The following is a 21423-nucleotide window of genomic DNA, read 5'->3' as shown; positions in this document are numbered from 1 at the left end:
ATTAAAGTCTGCTAAAAAGGACAGTTTGTAATGGGTTATTCTTTTTTATATGTTCAGTGTAAATAAATGTTGAACATCTTACTTTTGAGAGTGTACAAATAAATACCAATATAAGGGGTTTTTAATTATTTTAAATAGTGCAAATAAAGAAGGAGGAAAATATGTGCTAAAATCTAGAGTTTTTGAGGATAAACAATTGAGTAAGAAGGAGGCACTTTTAATTTCACGTGATACAAAATTAGAAAACACAATTCTGGATATTAAGGGAGAGAAAATTGGGGATGGATCCCCACACTTTATTATGGGTCCGTGTGCTATTGAAAGTTATGAACAAGTAAGAGCAGTAGCTGAAAACATGGTAAATAAAGGATTAAAGTTTATGCGAGGAGGGGCATATAAACCTCGTACTTCTCCATATGACTTTCAAGGATTGGGGCTTGAGGGGTTAAAAATATTAAAGACTGTGGGAATAGAATTTAACTTAAGTGTAATAAGTGAAATATTAAGTGTGGAGCAGCTTGAACCAGCATTAGATTATATCGATGTTATTCAAGTGGGTGCCAGAAATATGCAGAATTTCGAATTATTAAAAGCTGTTGGAAAAATCAATAAGCCCGTCTTATTAAAACGAGGTTTCTGTGCAACTATTGAAGAGTTTAAATATGCTGCCGAGTACATTTTACTGCAAGGAAATGAAAATGTTATCTTATGTGAGCGGGGAATAAGAACTTATGAAAGAGCTACTCGTAATACGCTTGATATTACAGCTATACCAATTTTAAAACAAGAAACACATTTACCAGTTATTGTTGATATAACCCACTCAACAGGTAGAAAAGATTTGCTTATACCAGTTGCAAAAGCTGCTATAGCAGTAGGAGCGGATGGAATTATGGCTGAAGTACACCCCGATCCATCTAATGCATTATCAGATTCTAAGCAACAAATGGACTTTAATCAATTTGAAGAATTTATGAGTGAAATTCAGTCTTTTGTTACTGTTCTCCAAAGTGAAAATAAGGAATTAGTATAGGACATAAAGTACAATAGATCCTTTTTAGGAGAATGCCTAAAAATAATTTAAATTATTTTTAGTTTTGTTACCGAACAAGCATGTATAAATAATGAATAGCGTAGACAGAGGAATTTTTACTTTTTTCATAGGGGTAAGTTTTCTTTTTTAGTCTTAATTTGTTAAATTCACAGAATTCAAGTAAAAGAGTTTTTACATAAATTATCACTATTGCCACATAAATACGTTACGAAATTTCTTTTTTCTCTCTTTCTCCTTTTAGAAGAAAAAAAGAAGACATGCAAATAGAAGTAGTAGACATTCATTTTTTTACTATAAGCGACAATGTGCTTGAATCAATGATTTTGAGTGGGGGCGTAGTTTTTCTTTACTTGTCAAAATCCGTTTTTTGATGGATTTGCGACACTAGATGAAGAAAAAATCGCTTGAAAGAATTCGATTAGTACTGGATTTAGTCGGCGTCCAAGCTGCAAGAAACTAATCGATTCCAGATTTGTTGTCTGGCTGAGTGCTTCTGAAAAGAAACAGTTTGAAAAAGTGCCTGTAACCTCTCGGTTCCATGGAGTCGTGCGTAAAGTATTGCCTCTAGCATAAATAATCTCTTCGTAACGTGATGCAAGTGATAGGCTTTTACCTGTTCAGTGATTAAATTGTCTGAATTCGTTGGGAAACAATGTTCAAATGATGTTTTTCTTGTAATCTTATCCATGTGCTAGATCTTTTCTAGCGGATTTGGATAGGTACTAACGCCAACCATAATAAAGGATTTTTTCATACAAAATGATATTATAGATAATTCTGTTTATAAATGAGTGTTTAACTATTTTAATATAACGCTAGCAATAAAGTCTATTTTATGAATGTTATTCAATTCTATCATTTAGTAGAGAGGAGACTATTCAATGTTTAAAAATATTATCCCTTCTCCAGGGCCAGTCCGTACTCTTGCTATCTCGCAAATGATCAACTGCATTGGGGAAGGTGCTTACTATGTCTGTGTGACACTGTTCTTTACACAAATTGTTGGGTTCACACCAGCAGAGCTTGGGATTGGCCTCACTATTTCGTGGATTGTTGCCTTGCTCGTCGGAGTTCCAGTGGGACATTTTGTTGACCGATTTGGACCGCGTCGTATGGCTGTGTTGTTGGCAATTGGTGCTAGTCTTGCGATTTTCTCTTATTTGTTTATTCATTCTATTTCACTGTTTGTTATCGCTGCCTGTATCTACACTACTTGTAGTCGTGGTGTGTCTGCAGCACGTAGTGCATTAGTTGCAAGAGCCGTAGATACAGAAAAAATTTCAGAAGCAAAGGGATATATTCAGTCATCCTTTAATCTTGGACTATCGGTCGGTGCAGCACTCGGTGGTATTGCTCTGATGCTAGGAACGAAAAGTGCATATTGGGCCATTTTGAGCCTTGACGCGTTGAGCATTCTTGTTGCTGCATGGTTAATTCTGAAACAAATGCCTGAGGTGCGTACAGAGAATCATTCTACGGAAAAAGGAAAACTTACGGTACTTAGAGATAAACCGTACTTTCTTATTTCTATAATTAATGCAATCCTGATGTTACATATTCCATTGATTGACGTAGCTTTACCCTTATGGATTTTAAACCATACGGAAGCACCTGCGTGGATTGTCGCTGTCCTATTCATATTTAATACACTATCTGTTGTGTTTTTTATGAAGTACTTTTCTAGTGGAGTCACTAATATGACTAGTGCAATAAGATACGTCAGCATCGCTGGAGTTCTCTTGTTTTTCTCCTGTTTAATATTTTCTGTTTCCGAGGGTAAGTCTGTGCTGTGGTCAGTTATTTTATTATTGTTGGCTGCACTTGTGCAGGTAGTGGGTGAGATGATTCAGTTCTCTGGAACATGGCAAATTAGCTTTGGATTGGCACCACAAGACAAACAGGGCGAGTATCAAAGTTTCTTTGGTAGCGGGCTTACTATTGCGGAAATGATTGGGCCATTCCTTTTGACAAATTTAGTTGTATATCAAGGAATGGTTGGTTGGATCTGTCTTGGTGTTGCATTCGTGGTAGCAGGATTTGCGATGGGACCAGCTGTACGATGGGCTGAGCGTGCAAATCGACCGTTTAACAACATAGAACAACTTGATCATACAGTAAATTAACTATGTATAATCGAGTGACATCCCTTTACGTAATAGGGATATTTGTTAAAACATCAAAATTAGCTTAAGGGGTGTTTTTGATATAGCTAAAATTGAGAGGGGGTGTTATTTGGGTTTTAATACCGAAAATTAACTGAATATACTGATAGTTATTCTGCAGTTTTATTTTTAATTTTGTTATAAAAAATATAATTTTGTAAAAAGAGAGGGCGTGTAAGGTAGTCATGTTAAATAATCGTACGTTTGATGTTGTTGTAGTAGGAAATGGTGTACTCGGCTTGTCTTTGGCGCTTACATTAACTAGAAAAAAATTAAAGGTCGCACTGGTTGGTGAATCACACCGTCCTTATGCTGCCACAACAGCAGCTGGGGCAATGCTCGGTACTTTTGGTGAAGTAACAGCGACACTGCTTAAGAGTAAACATGGTCGTTTGAAGCACGATTTTGCAGTACGTGCTCGTAACTTGTGGGACGATTGGCTAGCTGAATTAGAACAAGAAATTGGAGATGCTGATATTGTTTGTGCTGATGGAACTATCGTAATGTTGAACACGGTTGGTCTTGGAGAGATTGATACAGCAAACTACGAAGCAATCCGTACCTCCTTACAACATTACAACGAGCCGTTTGAAGATATTGATCCTGTAGATATAGAGTGGTTGGATCCTGAGACGACTTCACGTCCTTTACGTGCCCTATACATTCCAAATGAACATGCGGTGGATTCAAATAAATTGCTAGATCGTTTGGAACGCGCATTTATTCGCCTTGGAGGTACGTTAATTCACGAGAAAGCTAGTGGCCTGGAATATGAACGAGGTCAGGTCAATGCTTTAGTCCTTAGTTCGAATGAACGTCTAATTAGCAATCGTATTGTATTGGCAGCGGGTGCTAAGACTCAGGAGTTATTGGACTCTATCCCAGATGTTTCTGCACGAATCCCACGATTGGTGAGTGGCTATGGTGTTTCTGCATTAGTGAGTACAGAGGATGGAACTTCGCCCAAAAGTGTAATCCGTACTCCGAACCGCGCGTTTGCGTGTGGTCTGCATATTGTTCCTCGTCAACAGGGTGAGGTTTATGTCGGAGCGACGAACATCATTTCTCCTCAGGCAGTTGAAACACCGTTATTGAACGATGTTACCTTTCTACTTGATTGTGCATATCGTCAGATACGACGTAGTTTGGCAAAAAGTCGGATGAGCAAACTACAGGTGGGGAATCGTCCTGTTTCGCTTGACGGATTTCCGCTGTTAGGCGAGACGGATCTGAACGGACTCTTTGTGATGACTGGTACCTATCGCGATGGTTTGACTCTTTCTCCGTATCTTGCCCGTGAGATGGCGAAACTGGTATGTGGTGAAGAGATGGATACAGATCTGAAAGAGTTTCAGCCGGTACGCTCGCCGATTCAACCTATGACTCGAAAGGAGACTATTACAGAGGCAATCGATCATATGCTTGCAACAGGTTATGAATCGGATTGGCGTATTCCAGTTGAGTGGAAGAACATAATTGAATTCAATATGTACCCGTCCTATGAAAAATACACAGCTGAACTTGATTCGCAATTTACGCCACCTGCTGATTTGCTTGCTGCATCTCGGGTACATACAAGTATCGCAGATATGCTACGTCATTATTATGCTGCAGTGAGAAATGAGAAAAGTGTGGGTGTATAAAGGGGGCAACAAGCTTGATGACTAATGATATTCTCGGTTTAACAATTGCAGAGGCAGAACAAACTTTAGCAGTTGCCGGTGTATGGAATCCTCGGGAAGATGCTGAGGTTCTTGCTGCTCATGTACTAGATATCGATCGTAATGCCTTGTCTTCACAGATGATATTAAATGAGGATCAGAGAGACATATTTTTTCGCCTTGTCGCAAAGCGAGCTAGTCGAATACCGATAGCTTATATTATTGGTCATGCGACCTTTGGAGGTATCGAAGTCAAAGTTGGTCCTGGTGTTTTTGTGCCACGTATGCATACCGAACCTATGCTTGCTTGGGGGTTAGACGAGCTGCCCGTTGTGGAGAAACCACTCGTCGTGGATCTATGCACTGGATCTGGGGCGATTGCTTTGGCTGTGGCACATGCGCGACCAGATGCAATAATACACGCCATCGACAGTGACCAGAATGCGATGAATTATGCTCGTTATAACGCAGAAAAATGTGCTGCTGCTGGTGATACTCCTATTCAACTACACCTTGGTGATGTGACCAGCCACTCCATATTTGATGAATTTAAGGGTATGGTCGATTTGATTTTGGCAAATCCTCCATTCGTATCAGAAGGGACAAAACTTTTGCCAGAGTGGGGAGAACACCATCCGTATCAGTCAATCTACTCCGGAAATGATGGATCTCGAGTGATTCGCAGTGTAGTTTATCATGCTGCACAATTACTACGTTCTGGGGGAGGGGTGGCAATTGAACATGATGATTCACAGGGTGAGTTGGTGACTGAACTGTTGCAAGAGTATCAAGTCTTTACAAATATCAAGACTGGGTTGGATCACCATGAAAGCCCCCGGTTTACTACTGCTAGGAAAAGATGAGGAAGGAGTTGAATGATATGAGCACAATTTCTCCGTTGTCGTGGAAAGCTGATACAGGTCGAATCCGGCTTGCTGAAAATCTTGATACTATGAGCCGTGAGGAAATTGAGCACCTTCAAGAACATAATCTTATAGCGATGGTCGAGGCTGCTAAATCATCCCCAACAGTAGTCGAACATTTTCCTGGCCTCACTTTAGTTGCGAATGCCAGGCAGATTAAACAACTGCCGCTGATGTCGCCTGATAACTTAGCGACCTTATGCCCGCCGCATTCAGACAAATTGCTAATGGATGGACAGGGATTTGGAATGGTATTGCGATCTAGTGGTACTTCAGGTCGGGCTAAGGTTGTATATCATTCATGGTCGTTTAATCGGCAAGTTAGCTTGCTTGGTGCTCGGGGCGTACGCAATGCTTTGCTAAAATCGCCACTTAAACTGGTAAACTGTATGCAACCTGGTGAGCTTAACGGTAGTTTTATGTTTTGCCAAGACATTTGTCAACTGTTGCCTGCTTTAGTTCTTCCTGTTGGTTCGGCTATCCATAAGGACGAATTAATTAAATTGATTATTGAACATGAGGTCGATACCATTGTGGGTTCCCCTGCGTTCGTTGTAAATTTGATCACCAACAGTTCGCTGATTGAGGCTTCTTGTTTAAGCAATTTTCTTTATATCGGTGAAGCAATTGGTACCAAGCGTAAGCGCGCGCTTCAGGCTGTGGCGCCTAATCTTAAAGTACGCTCGCTAGCTTATTCCTCCAATGAGACAGGACCAATTGGATACCAGTGCTTGCATGTGGACGATTCTACTCATCATATTCACGAGGATGCAGTCTTGGTGGAAATTGTTGATGAGAAAACTGGATTGCCGGTTCCAAATGGTACTGTAGGCGAGGTTGTAGTTACACCGTTGACTGACTCAGGAATGGCTTTATTCAGGTATCGTATCGGTGATCGCGGATATTTGCATAACGAACGTTGTGCGTGTGGCAGCGCAGTACGGCTTCTCACTTTAGAAGGGAGAGCGGGTCAATCTATTAATATAGATACTATGACCATTTCTGGAGACTTGTTGATGAATCTTCTCGGTAGCCTGGGGGTAAATAATGCCACCGACTGTCAATTCCAAGTGCTGTGGAATGATAATAGTGTCAATTTTGAGATCAAGCTATTGCTATGTTTGAATATTCCTAAAGAAATCACTACTGAGGCTGTGGTGGAAGTTTTCAAAACGTCTTATCATATGAACCGCATCCTTAACAATCCGTATTTGACCAGTTTTCAAGTGGAACGTGTAGAATTGGAGCACTTCGCTCAATCTTCTAGAGGAAAAGTTCCTCTTTTTTATCAAAACATACAGAATAGAGGGAATTTATATGATATCTGAAAAAGAAACAGGGCTTGAGAATTTGCGTTCTGAACTCGACAAGATTGATGAGAAATTGTTAGATACATTGAAAGCACGTATTGAGTGTTGCATTCGGATTGCTCTTTATAAGCGTGAGCATGATATTCCGATGATGCAGCCAAATCGAATTCATTTTGTTCAGGATCGTGCTGCTCGGTACGCTGCCGAGAATGATATTGATTCTACTTTTTTACATCAACTTTACAAGCTAATCATTTCTGAAACTTGCAGGGTTGAAGATTTAGTAATTGGAAACACGGTAAAAGATTAAAAGTGGTTTTACTGAAAGCTCAACTTTAAGCTACACCGGTTATTTCGAAAAGGAGGAAATTGTTTAAATGTCGTCAGGAATACAAACGCTTTTAATTGATAATTATGACTCGTTTACTTATAACCTCTATCAGTTAATTAGTGAGGTGAATGGACAACCTCCGTTAGTTGTACATAATGACGTAGAGTGGTCACAGGTGCCGCTCCATGAGGTTGATAACATTGTAATCTCCCCAGGGCCAGGTCGTCCTGACCGAGTAGAAGATTTTGGAGTTAGTGCTACTGCAATTTTAAAATCTGGATTACCAGTTCTTGGGGTATGTCTCGGTCATCAAGGAATTGCCCAACTTTTTGGAGGGGAGGTGAGTCATGCCCATGAACCTATGCATGGGCGTAACTCAGATGTCTTGCACTTGGGAATTGACATTTTTGCAGGAGTGCCGTCTCCTTTTTCTGTTGTACGCTATCATTCTCTTGTTGTGAATGAGTTAAGTGATGATATAGAGGCAATTGCTTGGACTCAAGATGGCTTGCTGATGGGTTTGCGGCATCGTACTTTACCGATTTGGGGTGTACAATTTCATCCAGAGTCAATTTGTAGTGAATACGGACGTGAATTACTTGCCAATTTCCGAGATCTAACTCCACCTCGTACTCGGCATATAGAACAAGAAGTGAAAGCAAAGGAGCAGTCTTGTACCGAACCTAGTCGTTATCAAATTCATACTCGTAAACTTGCAATGTTCCCTGACGCTAAAGCTAGTTATCAGGAACTGTTTGCTGATGCCCCGCATGGGTTTTGGTTGGATAGTAGTATGGTTATTGATGGTTTGTCACGTTTCTCTTATCTCGGTGATAGTACAGGAGCGAATGCTGAATATATTACCTATCGTATTGCAGAGGGAGAAGTGAAGGTGCACCGTGCAGGTCAGGAGCCACAGTCTGTTAAGCAGCCGTTTTATGATTATCTGGATGAGCAGCTCCGCCTCCGGTCAATTCCTACCCCAGAAGGTTTGCCATTTGATTTTAATCTTGGCTATGTAGGTTATCTTGGATATGAACTGAAAAGTGAGACCTGTGGTAGCAATAAATATCAATCTGAGGTTCCAGATGCTGCATTGTTATTTGTTGATCGCATGCTTGTTCTTGATCATTTAGAAGAAGAAGCATACTTATTATGCCTATCAACGGATGATGAAGATCATGATGAAGTGATTACTTGGTTCGAAACTACTGAGAAATATTTGAGTAGAGTGCCTTCTGCATCTCCTGATTCGGACAAGGATACAGTACTTACAACTGTACCTGATCACGATATAGCTATTGAGTTTCAGCATGATCGGGAACCCTATCTTCAATTAATTGAAACGTGTCTTGAAGAAATTCGCAACGGAGAATCTTATGAGATTTGCTTAACGAACACCGCTACGGTGCAGGCTTCAATTGATCCTTGGATTACGTATACTCATCTGCGACAAATTAGCCCAGTTCCTTATGGTGCATTTTTGAACTTTCCTGATGGAGCAGTGCTAAGTGCTTCTCCGGAACGCTTTCTTTCTATCGATACCAAACGCGTCGTTGAGTCTAAGCCGATTAAGGGTACGCGTATGCGTGGCGAAACGCCCGCCCAAGATGAACAACTCCGCGCCGAGCTACTAAGTCAAGAAAAAGATCGCGCAGAAAACTTAATGATTGTGGATTTAGTTCGTAACGACCTCAACACCGTTTGTACGGTCGGATCTGTTCATGTTCCTCAATTATTCACTGTAGAGACATATGCACCGGTACATCAGTTAATTTCGGTGATTCGTGGCACTATACGTCCGGATAAATCAACAATTGATTGCGTGCGGAATGCTTTCCCTGGTGGTTCGATGACTGGTGCTCCGAAGATTCGAACGATGGAGATTCTGGATCGTCTTGAAGGAGGAGCGCGTGGTGTTTATTCAGGTAGTCTAGGATGGTTTTCATTGAGTGGCGCTGCTGATCTAAGTATCGTTATTCGTACGATTATTGTTACTGAGGATAAGGCGACCTTCGGTGTTGGAGGAGCAATTGTCTCATTGTCAGACCCAATAGAGGAGTTCGAAGAGACGCAAGTCAAGGCAAGGGCTATGGTTTCGGCTATTGCTAAATCAAGAACTGCTGTAGTAGGAGGTGCACAATGATTCGAGAACTTAAGAGGTGTGTAATCGTGGGTGGGTCCGGTGGCGTTGGTAGCATGTTTGCAACTCTACTTGCGAAGTCTGGTGTAGAAGTATGCATTATCGACATTACTCCATTGACTACAGAATTTCAATTTGAGAAGTGTGATATTACTGCACCAACTCCTCATGCAATTTCTTTTATTGAAAAAGCAGATATGGTAATGCTTGCATTGCCAGAAAATATAGCGCTTCAAGCGGTAGCTATCGTAGGGGAGAAAATGAAGAAAGCAGCTCTTCTTGTGCATACTCTTTCGGTTCAAGTGCCCATAGCTACTAAAATTGGCGTTTTAGAAATGCCTCTTGAGGTAGTTGGTTTAAATCCGATGTTTGCACCTAACCTTAGCATAGTGGGGCGACCAGTTGCCGTTATTGTCCAAAACAGTGGGCCTCGTGCGGATAAGCTAATCCAATTACTTTTAACTTGGGGTGGAAGTGTCGTACAACTTGACGCGGAGGAGCACGACCAATTAGTTGCAGCGATGCAGGCGCTTACTCATGCTGCAGTATTTGCTTTCGGATTAGCACTTGCTGATCTCGATGTTGATATTGTTAAAATGAGTTCCCTTGCTCCGCCTCCACACGCAACCTTGCTTGCGCTACTAGCTCGAATTAGTTCCGGCACGCCAGAAGTCTATTGGGATATACAATCAGCAAATCTTCAAGCATCGACAGCGCGAATTACACTGTTACGTGCTGTCGATCGACTGAGTGCAGCGATGAAGGATAAGTATGCATTTATTGACGTGATGCATGAGGCACGTGAGGTTTTAGGTAATGAACTTACATTGTATCAAGAGCTTTGTTCTCATATTTTTAATGAATCCCTCGGGCAATTCAATCGAACATTACAGGAGGAGAAACTATGAGCAAACTACAAAAAAAAAACATGAATTGGGTCGAGGCAAGGATATCAAAGACCTCTGATTCCTTAGATCGTGCAATTAGTGAAGGACTTACTCAGCATGTTTTTACTTGGCGAGATGGAAAGAAAGTTAGGCTTGAAGATGGAACTGAAGCTGTGGAGTTTGTTTCCTGCTCCTATCTCGGTTTGGAGGTGCATCCTGACCTTGTTAAAGCTGCAATAGGGGCGGTGGAGAAATTTGGTGTTCATTTTTCCTCTTCTCGTAACCGCTTCCGTCCCCCTTATTTAGCGGAACTGGAAGAACTGCTGACTTGTATGCATGGGGGAGCGCCGGCAGTGTGCTTTACTTCGGTTAGTAATGTACATTTGGGTGTGCTTCCTCTATTGGGAACGGGTGCTTTGCCAAGTTATCCCATAAAATCTGGTGGAGTTATGTTTCTAGTAGAGAAAACGGCACACGCATCGATGCAGATATTACGTGGAATTTACGAGCAAATTGGCCCAGTGAAGCGATTTGATCTTCAGGATGATACGTCACTACAGGAAGGATTACGTGAGGCAGCTAATAACCATAAAACTCCGATTCTACTCGTCGATGGAGTTGGTTCAATGGGGGGGTTAATTGACGTAGTTAGGCTGAAAGAAATTATTGAACCTTATGACGGCATTCTTTATGTAGATGATGCACATGGCACCTCGATTGGTGGAAAGTATGGAGGTGGCTATGCCTTCGCTTCGTTCGGTGAGCAGCTACCCCCTAACGTCATTCTTGTTGGATCGCTGTCGAAAGCTTTCGGAGGTGCCGGTGGATATGTAGTTCTGCAAGGGCAGGAAGACATGCATACATTACGAAAATTTGCAAATCCGCTAGTATTCGGTCACTCAATTATGCTACCAATGTTGGCTGCGGACGTTGCTGCGGCTAAGTTGCATCTGAGTGGGCAGGTTGCTGAGATGCAGGCAGCTTTGTGGGAGAATACAGCTTATTTTGATAAACTTACTGGAAATAAGTTGGTGAATGCAGGGCTTCAATCACCCGTGAGAGGTGCATTATTTTCTACTGAGGAGGAGGCATTCGAAGCAGCAAGGCGTTTGCGCAAAGCGGGCATTCTTGTGTTGCCAGCGTTCTTTCCAACTGTATCGAAAGGAACTGGTTTGATTCGTTTCGCACTTTCTTCATTGCATAAGCAGGAGGAACTGGAAAAAGCAGCAAATGCATTAGGAATTTAGATTTTATATAGAGGAAATGACATGTAAAGATCATATCCATATGTGAGTGAATATCTTATTTATTCTGTTGCAAAGTTTCTTAATAAATGTTGCGTACAATTGAACGTCGAAAAAACGCAGTTTGGATGCAAACTGCGTTTTCGCTTTAATAACCAGATATATAGCTTGTTTGTCTATAAATTTTCCTTGAAGTTTTTCATCAATCATAAATCTATAAATCCAATAATTATTATCATCAAAATCTATCCCCAACATAGTAAATCCTATTATTTTTCCATTAAGATAAATACCTTTTGTATAGAAATCATCCAGAAATTGAACTTCTGTGATAAATTATTGTTTTATTACTCTCTTGAGGGAGTTTTAAAATATCAATTAAAGTGAATTTAAGGTATGTATTTTTTACATAATAAAATAAAATTTAAGACGAAAAACAAATAATTATTTAAATGAAAAATATTATTTGTTTTTCCCTATTCTCCCCAAACTATCTTTAATAGTTGTTTCCCCAAGTTGAGTGTATAACAAAGCTGTATCTTGACTCGTATGCCCAAGTTGCTGCATCACTTGTAACGAGTCTTTTTCTTCCATATATAACTTATTTGCCAATGTATGTCGTAATTTATGAGGAGACATTTTTTTGCCATAGGCCTTAGTATATTTTTCTACTATATCCTGGATAGCTCTAACCGAAAGAGGTTGTGCAGTATGTTTATACTTTGATAAAAACACATTTTTTAATTCTTTCCCTGGAGCGTATTTGTTATCTCTAATTTCCATATACTTTTCTAAATCGTTCAATGCGATCGGGGTAATCCATACAGAATCTTCTTTGTTTCCTTTTCGGATCACATCAATTAGCCTTTCTTTTAAGTTTATATCTTCCATACGAAGATCGGCCAATTCACTTACACGAATACCACTACCCAGAAAAAGGGAGATGATTGCTACATCCCGATCTTTATCTCTCAAGAAATAGAACAACTGATGTTTTGTTAAAGATTTTTCATGTTCATACTTAACGTAATTTAAAAACTCTTGATCGTCATCATTATGAAATATTTTAGATCTCATACGTTTTGCACGGGCATTTAATGTTTCTTTATCTTTATGTATTTCAATTTTAGCCATTACATTTCTATAAAAATAGCATTCTCCATCTTCATTCTCTGATAGGGAGGTAAGATACTTAAATAAAGATTTTAAGGCCGAAATCTTCCTGTTAACAGATGAATTCTGCATGTTTTGTTGTAGTTTTAGAAATCTCATAAAGTTCTCAACATCTTTTTTCTTTAAATTCTCCAAATCAAAGAAGGATATTTCTTTAATGGGTTTTGATTCAATAATTTGTTCAGATAATAACCAATTAAAGAAGACTCTAAAATCATATACATAATTCAATAGGGTGGAGGGAGAGGCATCATGCAATTCTTTGTACTCCACAAATTCTTCTATGTAAAAGGGCATTTCGTTTAAATTTTCGTATAATTTTTTACGATGTACGGATTTTTGGCGTTGCTTACTGTAATCCATAAAAATCACCTCATATACACTATAACAGAAAATAGATACGAACACAAGTTCGCGTTAAATTCAATTTTTACACAAACTTATTTACATAATTAAATTATGAAATACTAAAATATACTCAAAACTGAATGGTATAGTGTAGTTAGTCAAATTAAAATTATAGCTAACTAAGTGATAAATTTGTATCAGACCATAAAAATTAGTGCAAAAACTACATATAAATGTATGTAAAATAAAACAATTTTTATATATAAGTTCATACAAAAAAATCAATATATAAAAACATTATAAAATTCGATATCTAACATGAATTGGTTAATTTAATCATGATTATGAGGAGTTAATTAGATCAACATAAGAAAAAATCCTATATATTAAAAGGTAATTTACTATGAAATTTTTCAATGAATAGTTCAGCATTTAATAATTTCTATATAAAACATGAATTATATAGGCACATACCATTATACTAAGATTCATGCAATTGAGCTCGAAATCCCTAAATACTTTATTAGATTTTAATTTATACATCTTATTGTTCGTAAAATTGGTATTTCGTGCGAAGTTTTTAAGTGTTTGTTTTCCCCCTTTTTAAAATTCTTTTATGCTCATCCAACAAAATGCAGCATTCACCTTTCATCAGTATGAATATCTTTTAGTTTCAGATACATTCACCTATACATTTTAATATTGATTACATGATTGCTTATAGAATTTACTCAGCATATAAATACACATTATGAAAACTTTAATACAAAACAGTTAACTTTAATCTCTAAAAACTGAATAGGTTGTGTTTTATTCAAAACTTAATTGTTTGTGATATCGAAAGAGAATGTTTCCTTAAGTCCTTTTTACATCAAAGGTATCCTTTATTGTACTTGGTTTAGGTGAACATTCAGCAAAATTTAGTTCCAATACAGATTTTAAAATATAACTTTGAAATTTTTCCATCCATCTCAAAATCATAACATTACTTTTGTTTTTGAGATTTTATTTTTTTATTTTAAATGACAACCTATAATGAAGGTTATGTAAACTAATAAAAAGTAAGTGTGTATTGATGCCCTTATCTCAGTGGTTTTCCAACACCATTCCTCTCCCTACAAGTGAATGATTCTCATTCACTTTCATGTTAAGATTGAAGTATGTAACAACATGCCGCTACAAAAAGAACGGAGGAAATACGTTGAAAATGCATCTTCAAAAAAGTTTATATGTTGAGTTAAAAAATGCCATTCGTTGTCACTATAAAGAACTTATAACTAGGTGCGGTGTTGACACAATATATGGGTACTCCTTATTAACAGACGATTGTGTCAGTAGCATTGGACCAGTGGCTAATAAAGAAAGACTGATCAAAGTTAATAAATCGGACCCTTTATACAATTATTATAGATATGGAGCTGTTGAGTGGAGCGAATGGGACGATTTCGGAATGTTTGATGAAGTGAACAAAATTATTAAGAAATATCATGAAACTGTCGAAGATGACTTTAACATGCGAGTAAATACACTGTTGAAAGAATCGTTGAATGTATTAATCCAACTTGAATCAGAAGGATTATTTGGAGACAGAAATGATAATCGATTTATTGTCATAACTGTAACAGATTCATCGAACGAAATCATGGTTGAATCAGCTCGATTGCTTAATACATTAAAGATATCCGAGGAATATGCTGTAGAATTTGCATAAAAAAGTCAAAATATTACTAAAAGTCTATCGTTCATGTGAATTGGAACTGTATAATAAAATAAGTGCATCCCAATAAAGGAATGCTCTTATTTTCGTTTCATTTTTTCCCCACCGATCTGTATTAGTTATTTTATTACTTGCTACACATATTTACTTTTTCTTGATACTTGATAATACTCTCTTTTGTAGCTGGATTCTGTTCGGCATTTTTTAATTGTTCAAGAACATTTTTCGCGTCGTCACAACCCATCTTTTCTCGTTCTTTATCCTCAAATGATTGTGCTTTCTTTTTTGCATACTCTAAACCTTCTTTTTCCTCACGTTCTTCTTTTTCTTTGAGTTCTTTTTCTATCTTTTGTTCATTTTCCCATTCTCTTTGAAGATGTTCGCACGTTATTTCAGCTTCGGGAGAACCGCAATATTTAGGTTCTTCTTTCTCTTTCTCCTTTTGCTTTACTTCTCTTTGCTTTTGCGCTTGTGCTTCTTGTTGTTTACGGGCGTGTTCCTGCTCTTGGCGTTGTTGTTCTTCTTGCTTCGTTTTTTCTTCAGCCTGTCGTTGTGCTTCAGCCTCTTGACGTTGCTGTTCTTCTTGTTTAGCTTTCTCTTCTTCCGCTTGTTGTTGCGCCTCCGCTTCTTGACGCTGTTGTTCTTCTTGTTTAGCTTTTTCTTCAGCCTTCTGATCCTTATCCGCTTCTTTTTGTGATTTTTCTTCAGCTTTAGAGTCATTAGAAGTACTTGCTGCTTTGTTAATTGAGCATGCTGCTAATCCCATAATTAAAACGCAACTTGTGAGTACGATTAATAGTTTATTGTTCATAATATGTAGCCTCCAGCGTCTAAAATGTAAGATTTCTCAACTCATAGTAGCAAACGTATTATTTGTATATTGTTATATTTTGTCGAAAGTTAATAAAAAGACACCATAAGATGCCTTCCTCCGACTAGATCGGAGTACCGCCAGCATTTCGGAACCCACCCAAGCTAGGCAAAAAATACAATGAGCTTCCCATATGGGGAGCTCATTTACATAATTATCGTTAGCGAAAGTCATTTTAAAATTCTACATGTGAACTTTTTTCTTGTTCCGACGAATAAACCACCAAACCAAAGTTAGAAGTAGTATAATAAGCGGTATTCCCTGAATGAAGAGAAATCCTTTACAAAAATCAAGTCTAGTACTGTCTGGTGAGTCTGTTGCCATCCCACCTATAAAAATTGCCACTGGAATAGCAAGTATATTTATCCCTAAACCAGCTATTACGAATAATAGATTTAATTCATACCAAATGTTTTGAGTTAGTGACATAGCCGTAATAAATACAAATATTGAAGTACCAATTATAAGAAACGGTGTTACATAAAATACAATAAACTCCATAATATCCCTCCATTACGCTAATTGTACCACCAGCAAGGACAAATTGGGATGAATAGGATATTTGCATGTAGTTAATATATCGTTCTATTATTAGTAGCAAAAAAGCGGATCCCTACTCTCGTGAGGAATCCACCCTTTTTTCTACAACTCTATGCTATTACATTTTATCAAGCTTTAAAACTAATAAGTATTTTACATGTAATTTTTGCAGCTTATAATCACTTATGAATATGTTAATTGATACTAAATAAATTTAGATGACCTATCCAAATTTTAGGATTAATTAACATTACTTATCCCATATAAAAGAAACAAAAAATCCATTCTAATAAGTCTTTTATCAAGATCTTAATCGAAATGGATTTTTTAACTTTATAGAGACTGGTTTTTAACTATACATCTCTTGCAGTTTCACTAAGTTTTTTTTATGATTTGATAATCCAATTGTAAAACTATTTGGATTCATAACAATATCCCCTTTGTTACCTTTTAATGTAACAATAACTTTAGACTTTATTAGCCCTCTTTTTACTTTTATACCCCCTACATCTTCAATATCAATTATTATTTTATTGCCATTAAACTTACCGGTTAAAGGGTTCAATTCAAGCATCATTATCCTCTTATTAGTAAAACAAATCACTTGATGTTGATTTTCTAAAAATGCACCAGGTCCAAATTTAAGATATTCTGATGTTGCTGCCATTTTCATAGTATAAAAATAATAAAAATACGATTCATCATCATGTGCCACCTCATTAAATAGTGTATCTAATACATTATTGTTTAACATTTTTATTCCTCCGATATATTAATAATCCTTACCGTTTATATTGAGATAATAAAGTTCTTTAATTTTATCTTCAGAAAAGCAATAACCTCCCCTCAACAATATGATAGGAGGTTATTAAAGTTATTAAAAAAACTTTTTTATTTTAATGGATTCGATTTTTACAAATAATAATGTTGTTTAATTTGAGAAGCGAATATTAAAAACATACTGCTTAATAACTCGTGATTAAGTCTTCGCCCTCATACCTAGGGTCTTTCTCAACCTTACCATCTATTGTTTTGATGACTTTTAGTCTGCCTAACCACTCTGCTCCGTTATATGTCTCTTCACTTACCCATACATTATGCTTTTTACCGTCTACCTCAACTACTAATGTGGGGTGTGTAAACATGAATTCCTTCTCTACATGCCTACCTACAATTTCTGCATTTAATGATGTACCTTCTTCAACTAGTTTACTATTCTGATACCCCTCGATAATAGGTAATCCAATAAATACAAAGAATATCAGTCCAAATACGATTACTTTCTTCTTTGTACTCCATTTATTCTTTTCTTTCATTTCTTTCTGTCTTGCTTCTTCTCTTTCTCGTTCTTCCAATCTCTCGTTTAAGGCTTCTTCCCATGCATCTAAATATTCTTCGTATTCTTCTTCGATTCTTGCTAGTTTTGCTAGCTGTTCATCGGTTGCTACCATTTCATATGAGTTTTCTTCAACTAAACGAATTTCAATACCCGTTTTTCTTATTTCTTCTAAGTCCTCTTCTGTACCATTTAACTCTCGAATGAATTCTCCTTGTTTGTTAACGAGATTAGCGTGAATGTTTTTTTTTCCCTTCTTCTTAAACATCTGAACTCCCCCTTATTTGTTTCCTATCATAGATAACCCTATTGCAATTAAGAGAAAGAAAACAATAATAAGGAAAGTCTTTCCTTTGCTTATTTGTGTTTTAGAACCTTCCAAGACAGCCCATATAAGAATTGGGAATAGAAGAATACCAAGGAAAATGTCAACCAGCCTGTAACTACTCTCCTTTGATGGTTTTTCTTTCCCAACTATCGGTTTTATCTGAACAGTTTCTTTTCTTATTTGTTTTGGTTTCTTTTTCTTGCGTCTATGATTCACCCAACATACTCCTTTTAGAATAACTTTTACTAACTATAAAAATACCAGAATACCCCATTTCCATTATGCTGGATAAAAATTATAATTTTAATAAAGAACATTTTTCAAAACATCTATTTTATTTTTGAAATGATCTTATTATTTTTAACACCTTTATTATTCGCGAACACCATTTATCCTTTTTCTTCCTATCCACCATTAAATTTTATCATAAATTAGAATTAAGATAGAATTTATATAAGATTAATATTAACTCCCCAAAAAATTAGGCATATTTATTTCAATAACCATTTTAACCATTGGAGTGAAGATAAATGAAAAGTTATAAAAATTGGAGTGAGGTCCTATTAGAACTTGCAAGCAAAACTAAACTTAGTAAAGAAGGTTTAAAGCCCTTAGAAGCTCCTGTGGCGAAGGTTTATCAGAGAGCAAACAATAGATTTATAGAGCTATATGAACGCTCAAAATCAGAAAAAAAACGGCAATTATCTGATAAGCAAAAACTAGCACTATCAAATGGTAGAAAATTAAGTTTAGAGCAACGGACTTGTAAACAGTGTGGCCATGTCGTTCATAGCAAACCTAAACTACGTCTAAGTCTCTGCTCTAGCTGTTACGAACACCAAGTAGTTATGAATCAATTAAAGGAAACAAAAGGCCTGTTTACTCAGTTTATAAAGACCACAAAGTGGATGATCAAAAAAATGTGTTAAATGTACTCCAATAATATCAGCTAGTTTTTCAAGTGAATCAACTGCTATGGTAGTAAGCCCCCTTTCAAACTGAGACAGAATTCCAACAGATAGTTCGCTTTTTTCAATTAACTCTTTCAAAGTCATTCCTTTTTCGGTCCTCAATTTCTTTATTTTCATTCCTATATTCATCATTTTACATCAAATTTCATTTTTTGAATGTTATAATTTTTATTAGCGTAAAACGCAAGATTTTATGAAATTCATTTAATTAACGTTATCATATATTCTCTCAAGGGTTCTGGTGCAAAAAATACTCGATAGAAACATAGAGTGTCAATTTCCTTTAAATCGCTAGCTTTTGAAGCTAATCCAAACGATTTATGAATGAAGAGCTGTTATTGATTCTAAACTAGATGAAGATAAGAAAAGAGAAATATTTAATATTCTAGGGAACTAACTATCACTTTAAATTAACCCCTAATTATATTTGAATTGTGAGTGTAGTAAAAAGCCTTCCGTGTTTGCGCACGAAAGGCTTTTCATAAGATTGTGTATACATAATGGTTGTATAAACACCGTTCAAGGTTGTTAAGTTTTGTCCGTTTTTAGTCATGATTATTGTGAGATTTGTTAATCTGATTTAATTTAAATCTCTTCTATATAATAGCTTACTTATTTAGGGCATAATGTACAAAGGGAATATTCTTATTCCGTAAATCTATAATTATTTCTCACTATTGTTCTTTATAAGATTTCTTAAGTAACATCATAAACCAAACCAAGCCAACACTAATAATTACATGAGACAGTCCAGCCATATGACTTAATCCTTTAAAATCAGTACCATTCACTTGAAGAAGCCCACGAACTAGCATTGCTACAACCGTTAAAATTAGTCCTAAATTATAAACAATAAACCATTTATTAAAACTTTTTGCTTCATGCATTGTAAATACTTTTGATAATACTAATGCAATTAAAAAAAATACAAAACCAAGTACCAGTACATGAGTATGTATAACATTCAGCATAGTAGAACCTTCAATGTCTTTTGTCCTTGTAAACTCTCTTGCGAATATACCAGACAACAACCCTAGTACTAAGTAAAAAAATGCTGCATTAAATAATTTCTTCATTATACCTCCAAATGTATGAACTACATTATTTTTGTTTAGAAAATTTAAATCTATTTTATGAGTTGTTTGTCATTCCATATACAAGCCCTGAAATATATGGAATTAACCAAATGAACCACACAATTACACTTAATGTGTGGAACTTTGCAATCATTTTTATATCCTTCTTCTTTAAAACCAAAGTGGCCCAAACAGCATGAAATAGCATAAGTAAAATTGCTGATAAACCCGTAATCCCATGAAAGCTGAATAGAGAACCTTCTGAAGCCATTTTCTCCATTAATGTAGTACCAATCGTATCGCATGCTAATCCAACCCAAAATATAATCACATGCCAAGGTTTTAATGTTTTTTGAATTTTTTCACTCCAGACCCCAATTGAATAAAAAATAAGTGCTGCCGTAATAAATGTAATAGCTGATGCTAACACATCAATCCCCCCTTTTCTAAACTCTCTCTTCCTTTTACGAGATTTATCTTATCTAAGGATTATGAACAGGGTATGAATGGAATATTACATTACACCATTTAACTTCTGTATATTATAATTAACATTGATAAAAAGGCTCTTATATCTAATTCTATAAGAGCCTTTTTATCTTTACCTATTTTCAAATTTCATTTTTCCGTAGTAATTTCCCATCTCTAAGCGTCAATATACGGTCACATACATCAAGCATTTTTTCATCGTGCGTAATCATAATTGCTGCTTTTTTATTTTTCTTTACTTCATTCTTCATCATTTCAACAACTTCTCTAGCACGTTTTGAGTCCAAACTAGCAGTAGGCTCATCGGCTAAAATCAAATCTGGATTATTCATAAAAGCACGAGCAATGGCTACACGTTGTTTCTCACCACCAGAAAGCTGTCTAGGAGGTTCTGGTGCAAAAAGATAATAAAGCGCATATATTCCTAACGGAATCGTATCTTATGCTGCAAGTCCAAACAATTGATGGATGAATTCTTTCTGATTTTGGACAGACTGGTCCCGTAAATCAACCTGTTCTTTTTTTATCATATGCATGGCTTTTACTCCAGAAAGAATGGATGTAGCTGTGTCAAAACATTTGAACCCTAGCATAGAACGAATTCGCTTCTTTATAAAGCGATGATCTTGTTCTACTATGTTATTCAAGTACTTTTGTTGTCTAAGTCGCATACCATCAGGTATGCTTTTTCTTACGATTAGTCAACCTATAGATTTTTGATGGATTGAGTACCAAAAATCTATATCACACATGTATCCACGTATAACACATACTAAATACCCCTAATATGATTCTTTTTTTTACTAGGGGGAGATATGATATGATGAATAAAACTATGATATTAGGCCGTTAACCGATA

The 21423-nt window shown here is 36.7% G+C and carries 18 protein-coding genes and 5 pseudogenes; 11 read left to right on the top strand and 12 right to left on the bottom strand.

What is annotated here, in order from left to right; translation table 11 throughout:
- Positions 1-187: 187 nt before the first annotated feature.
- The 9 genes and pseudogenes from MR065_RS23585 to MR065_RS23545 all read left to right on the top strand — a co-directional run.
- Positions 188-1033 (top strand): annotated as a pseudogene (locus tag MR065_RS23585) (bifunctional 3-deoxy-7-phosphoheptulonate synthase/chorismate mutase); the annotation flags it as partial.
- A 902-nt stretch (positions 1034-1935) separates the two neighbouring features.
- Positions 1936-3177 carry an MFS transporter gene (locus tag MR065_RS23580; RefSeq protein ID WP_242215258.1) on the top strand — a complete coding sequence of 414 codons (1242 nt, stop codon included), beginning with the start codon at positions 1936-1938 and terminating at the stop codon, positions 3175-3177.
- A 224-nt stretch (positions 3178-3401) separates the two neighbouring features.
- Positions 3402-4859 (top strand): NAD(P)/FAD-dependent oxidoreductase, encoded by a 1458-nt coding sequence (locus MR065_RS23575; RefSeq protein ID WP_242215257.1) that lies wholly within the window; start codon positions 3402-3404, stop codon positions 4857-4859.
- A 17-nt stretch (positions 4860-4876) separates the two neighbouring features.
- Entirely contained in the window at positions 4877-5740 is an 864-nt protein-coding gene (gene prmC, locus MR065_RS23570; RefSeq protein ID WP_242215269.1) for a peptide chain release factor N(5)-glutamine methyltransferase, read from the top strand.
- A gap of 17 nt (positions 5741-5757) precedes the next feature.
- Positions 5758-7128, top strand: a complete 1371-nt coding sequence (locus tag MR065_RS23565) for a phenylacetate--CoA ligase family protein (RefSeq protein ID WP_242215256.1) — start codon at positions 5758-5760, stop codon at positions 7126-7128.
- The gene (locus tag MR065_RS23560; RefSeq protein ID WP_242215255.1) at positions 7118-7420 is read left to right on the top strand and encodes a chorismate mutase family protein; all 303 of its coding nucleotides are present in this window, start codon (positions 7118-7120) and stop codon (positions 7418-7420) included. The genes MR065_RS23565 and MR065_RS23560 overlap by 11 nt, the downstream gene beginning before the upstream one ends.
- Before the next feature lie 67 nt (positions 7421-7487).
- Positions 7488-9587, top strand: coding sequence for an aminodeoxychorismate synthase component I (pabB, locus tag MR065_RS23555; protein ID WP_242215254.1), 2100 nt, complete (start codon positions 7488-7490; stop codon positions 9585-9587).
- Positions 9584-10492, top strand: coding sequence for a prephenate dehydrogenase dimerization domain-containing protein (locus MR065_RS23550; RefSeq protein WP_242215253.1), 909 nt, complete (start codon positions 9584-9586; stop codon positions 10490-10492). Before pabB ends, MR065_RS23550 begins: the two co-directional genes overlap by 4 nt.
- Positions 10489-11718, top strand: a complete 1230-nt coding sequence (locus tag MR065_RS23545) for an aminotransferase class I/II-fold pyridoxal phosphate-dependent enzyme (RefSeq protein WP_242215252.1) — start codon at positions 10489-10491, stop codon at positions 11716-11718. The genes MR065_RS23550 and MR065_RS23545 overlap by 4 nt, the downstream gene beginning before the upstream one ends.
- Before the next feature lie 147 nt (positions 11719-11865).
- Here MR065_RS23545 and MR065_RS23540 read toward each other — a convergent pair.
- Positions 11866-12048, bottom strand: a pseudogene (locus MR065_RS23540) (GNAT family N-acetyltransferase); the annotation flags it as partial.
- Between the two features lie 129 nt (positions 12049-12177).
- Entirely contained in the window at positions 12178-13251 is a 1074-nt protein-coding gene (xerS, locus tag MR065_RS23535; protein ID WP_242215251.1) for a tyrosine recombinase XerS, read from the bottom strand.
- Between the two features lie 1186 nt (positions 13252-14437).
- On the opposite strand from xerS, the gene MR065_RS23530 reads away from it, so the two are divergent.
- A complete protein-coding gene (locus MR065_RS23530) occupies positions 14438-14947 on the top strand; it encodes a DUF4303 domain-containing protein (RefSeq protein WP_242215250.1) in 510 nt (169 codons plus the stop codon).
- Positions 14948-15080: 133 nt separating this feature from the next.
- Here MR065_RS23530 and MR065_RS23525 read toward each other — a convergent pair whose 3' ends face one another.
- The 5 genes from MR065_RS23525 to MR065_RS23505 all read right to left on the bottom strand — a co-directional run bounded on the left by MR065_RS23525 (position 15081) and on the right by MR065_RS23505 (position 18244).
- On the bottom strand, positions 15081-15764 hold the full coding sequence (locus MR065_RS23525; RefSeq protein WP_242215249.1) for a hypothetical protein: 684 nt from the start codon (positions 15762-15764) through the stop codon (positions 15081-15083).
- Between the two features lie 243 nt (positions 15765-16007).
- Entirely contained in the window at positions 16008-16325 is a 318-nt protein-coding gene (locus MR065_RS23520) for a hypothetical protein (RefSeq protein WP_000394435.1), read from the bottom strand.
- A 388-nt stretch (positions 16326-16713) separates the two neighbouring features.
- Entirely contained in the window at positions 16714-17118 is a 405-nt protein-coding gene (locus tag MR065_RS23515; RefSeq protein WP_242215248.1) for a PH domain-containing protein, read from the bottom strand.
- 211 nt (positions 17119-17329) lie between these two features.
- Positions 17330-17968, bottom strand: coding sequence for a hypothetical protein (locus MR065_RS23510; protein WP_242215247.1), 639 nt, complete (start codon positions 17966-17968; stop codon positions 17330-17332).
- A gap of 12 nt (positions 17969-17980) precedes the next feature.
- Positions 17981-18244, bottom strand: coding sequence for a hypothetical protein (locus tag MR065_RS23505; protein WP_242215246.1), 264 nt, complete (start codon positions 18242-18244; stop codon positions 17981-17983).
- A 314-nt stretch (positions 18245-18558) separates the two neighbouring features.
- Here MR065_RS23505 and MR065_RS23500 point away from each other — a divergent pair.
- Positions 18559-18921, top strand: a pseudogene (locus MR065_RS23500) (3'-5' exonuclease); the annotation flags it as partial.
- Here the strand turns inward: MR065_RS23500 and MR065_RS23495 are convergent.
- The 5 genes and pseudogenes from MR065_RS23495 to MR065_RS23475 form a co-directional block, all read right to left on the bottom strand.
- Entirely contained in the window at positions 18886-19116 is a 231-nt protein-coding gene (locus MR065_RS23495; protein ID WP_277927524.1) for a helix-turn-helix domain-containing protein, read from the bottom strand. The pseudogene MR065_RS23500 and the gene MR065_RS23495 overlap by 36 nt on opposite strands.
- A gap of 557 nt (positions 19117-19673) precedes the next feature.
- Positions 19674-20075: a DUF2871 domain-containing protein gene (locus MR065_RS23490; RefSeq protein ID WP_002202996.1), complete on the bottom strand. Its 402-nt coding sequence runs from the start codon at positions 20073-20075 to the stop codon at positions 19674-19676.
- A 55-nt stretch (positions 20076-20130) separates the two neighbouring features.
- Positions 20131-20505: an HsmA family protein gene (locus tag MR065_RS23485; RefSeq protein ID WP_000881116.1), complete on the bottom strand. Its 375-nt coding sequence runs from the start codon at positions 20503-20505 to the stop codon at positions 20131-20133.
- A 181-nt stretch (positions 20506-20686) separates the two neighbouring features.
- Positions 20687-20950, bottom strand: a pseudogene (locus MR065_RS23480) (ATP-binding cassette domain-containing protein); the annotation flags it as partial.
- Between the two features lie 54 nt (positions 20951-21004).
- A pseudogene (locus MR065_RS23475) lies at positions 21005-21238 on the bottom strand (DDE-type integrase/transposase/recombinase); the annotation flags it as partial.
- Positions 21239-21423 lie beyond the last annotated feature (185 nt).

Source organism: Bacillus cereus group sp. BfR-BA-01383 (genome assembly GCF_022663495.1).
Taxonomy (GTDB): Bacteria; Bacillota; Bacilli; order Bacillales; family Bacillaceae_G; genus Bacillus_A; species Bacillus_A cereus_AU.
Note: the sequence above shows the minus strand (reverse complement) of the source record. Positions and strands in the feature narration are given on the sequence as shown.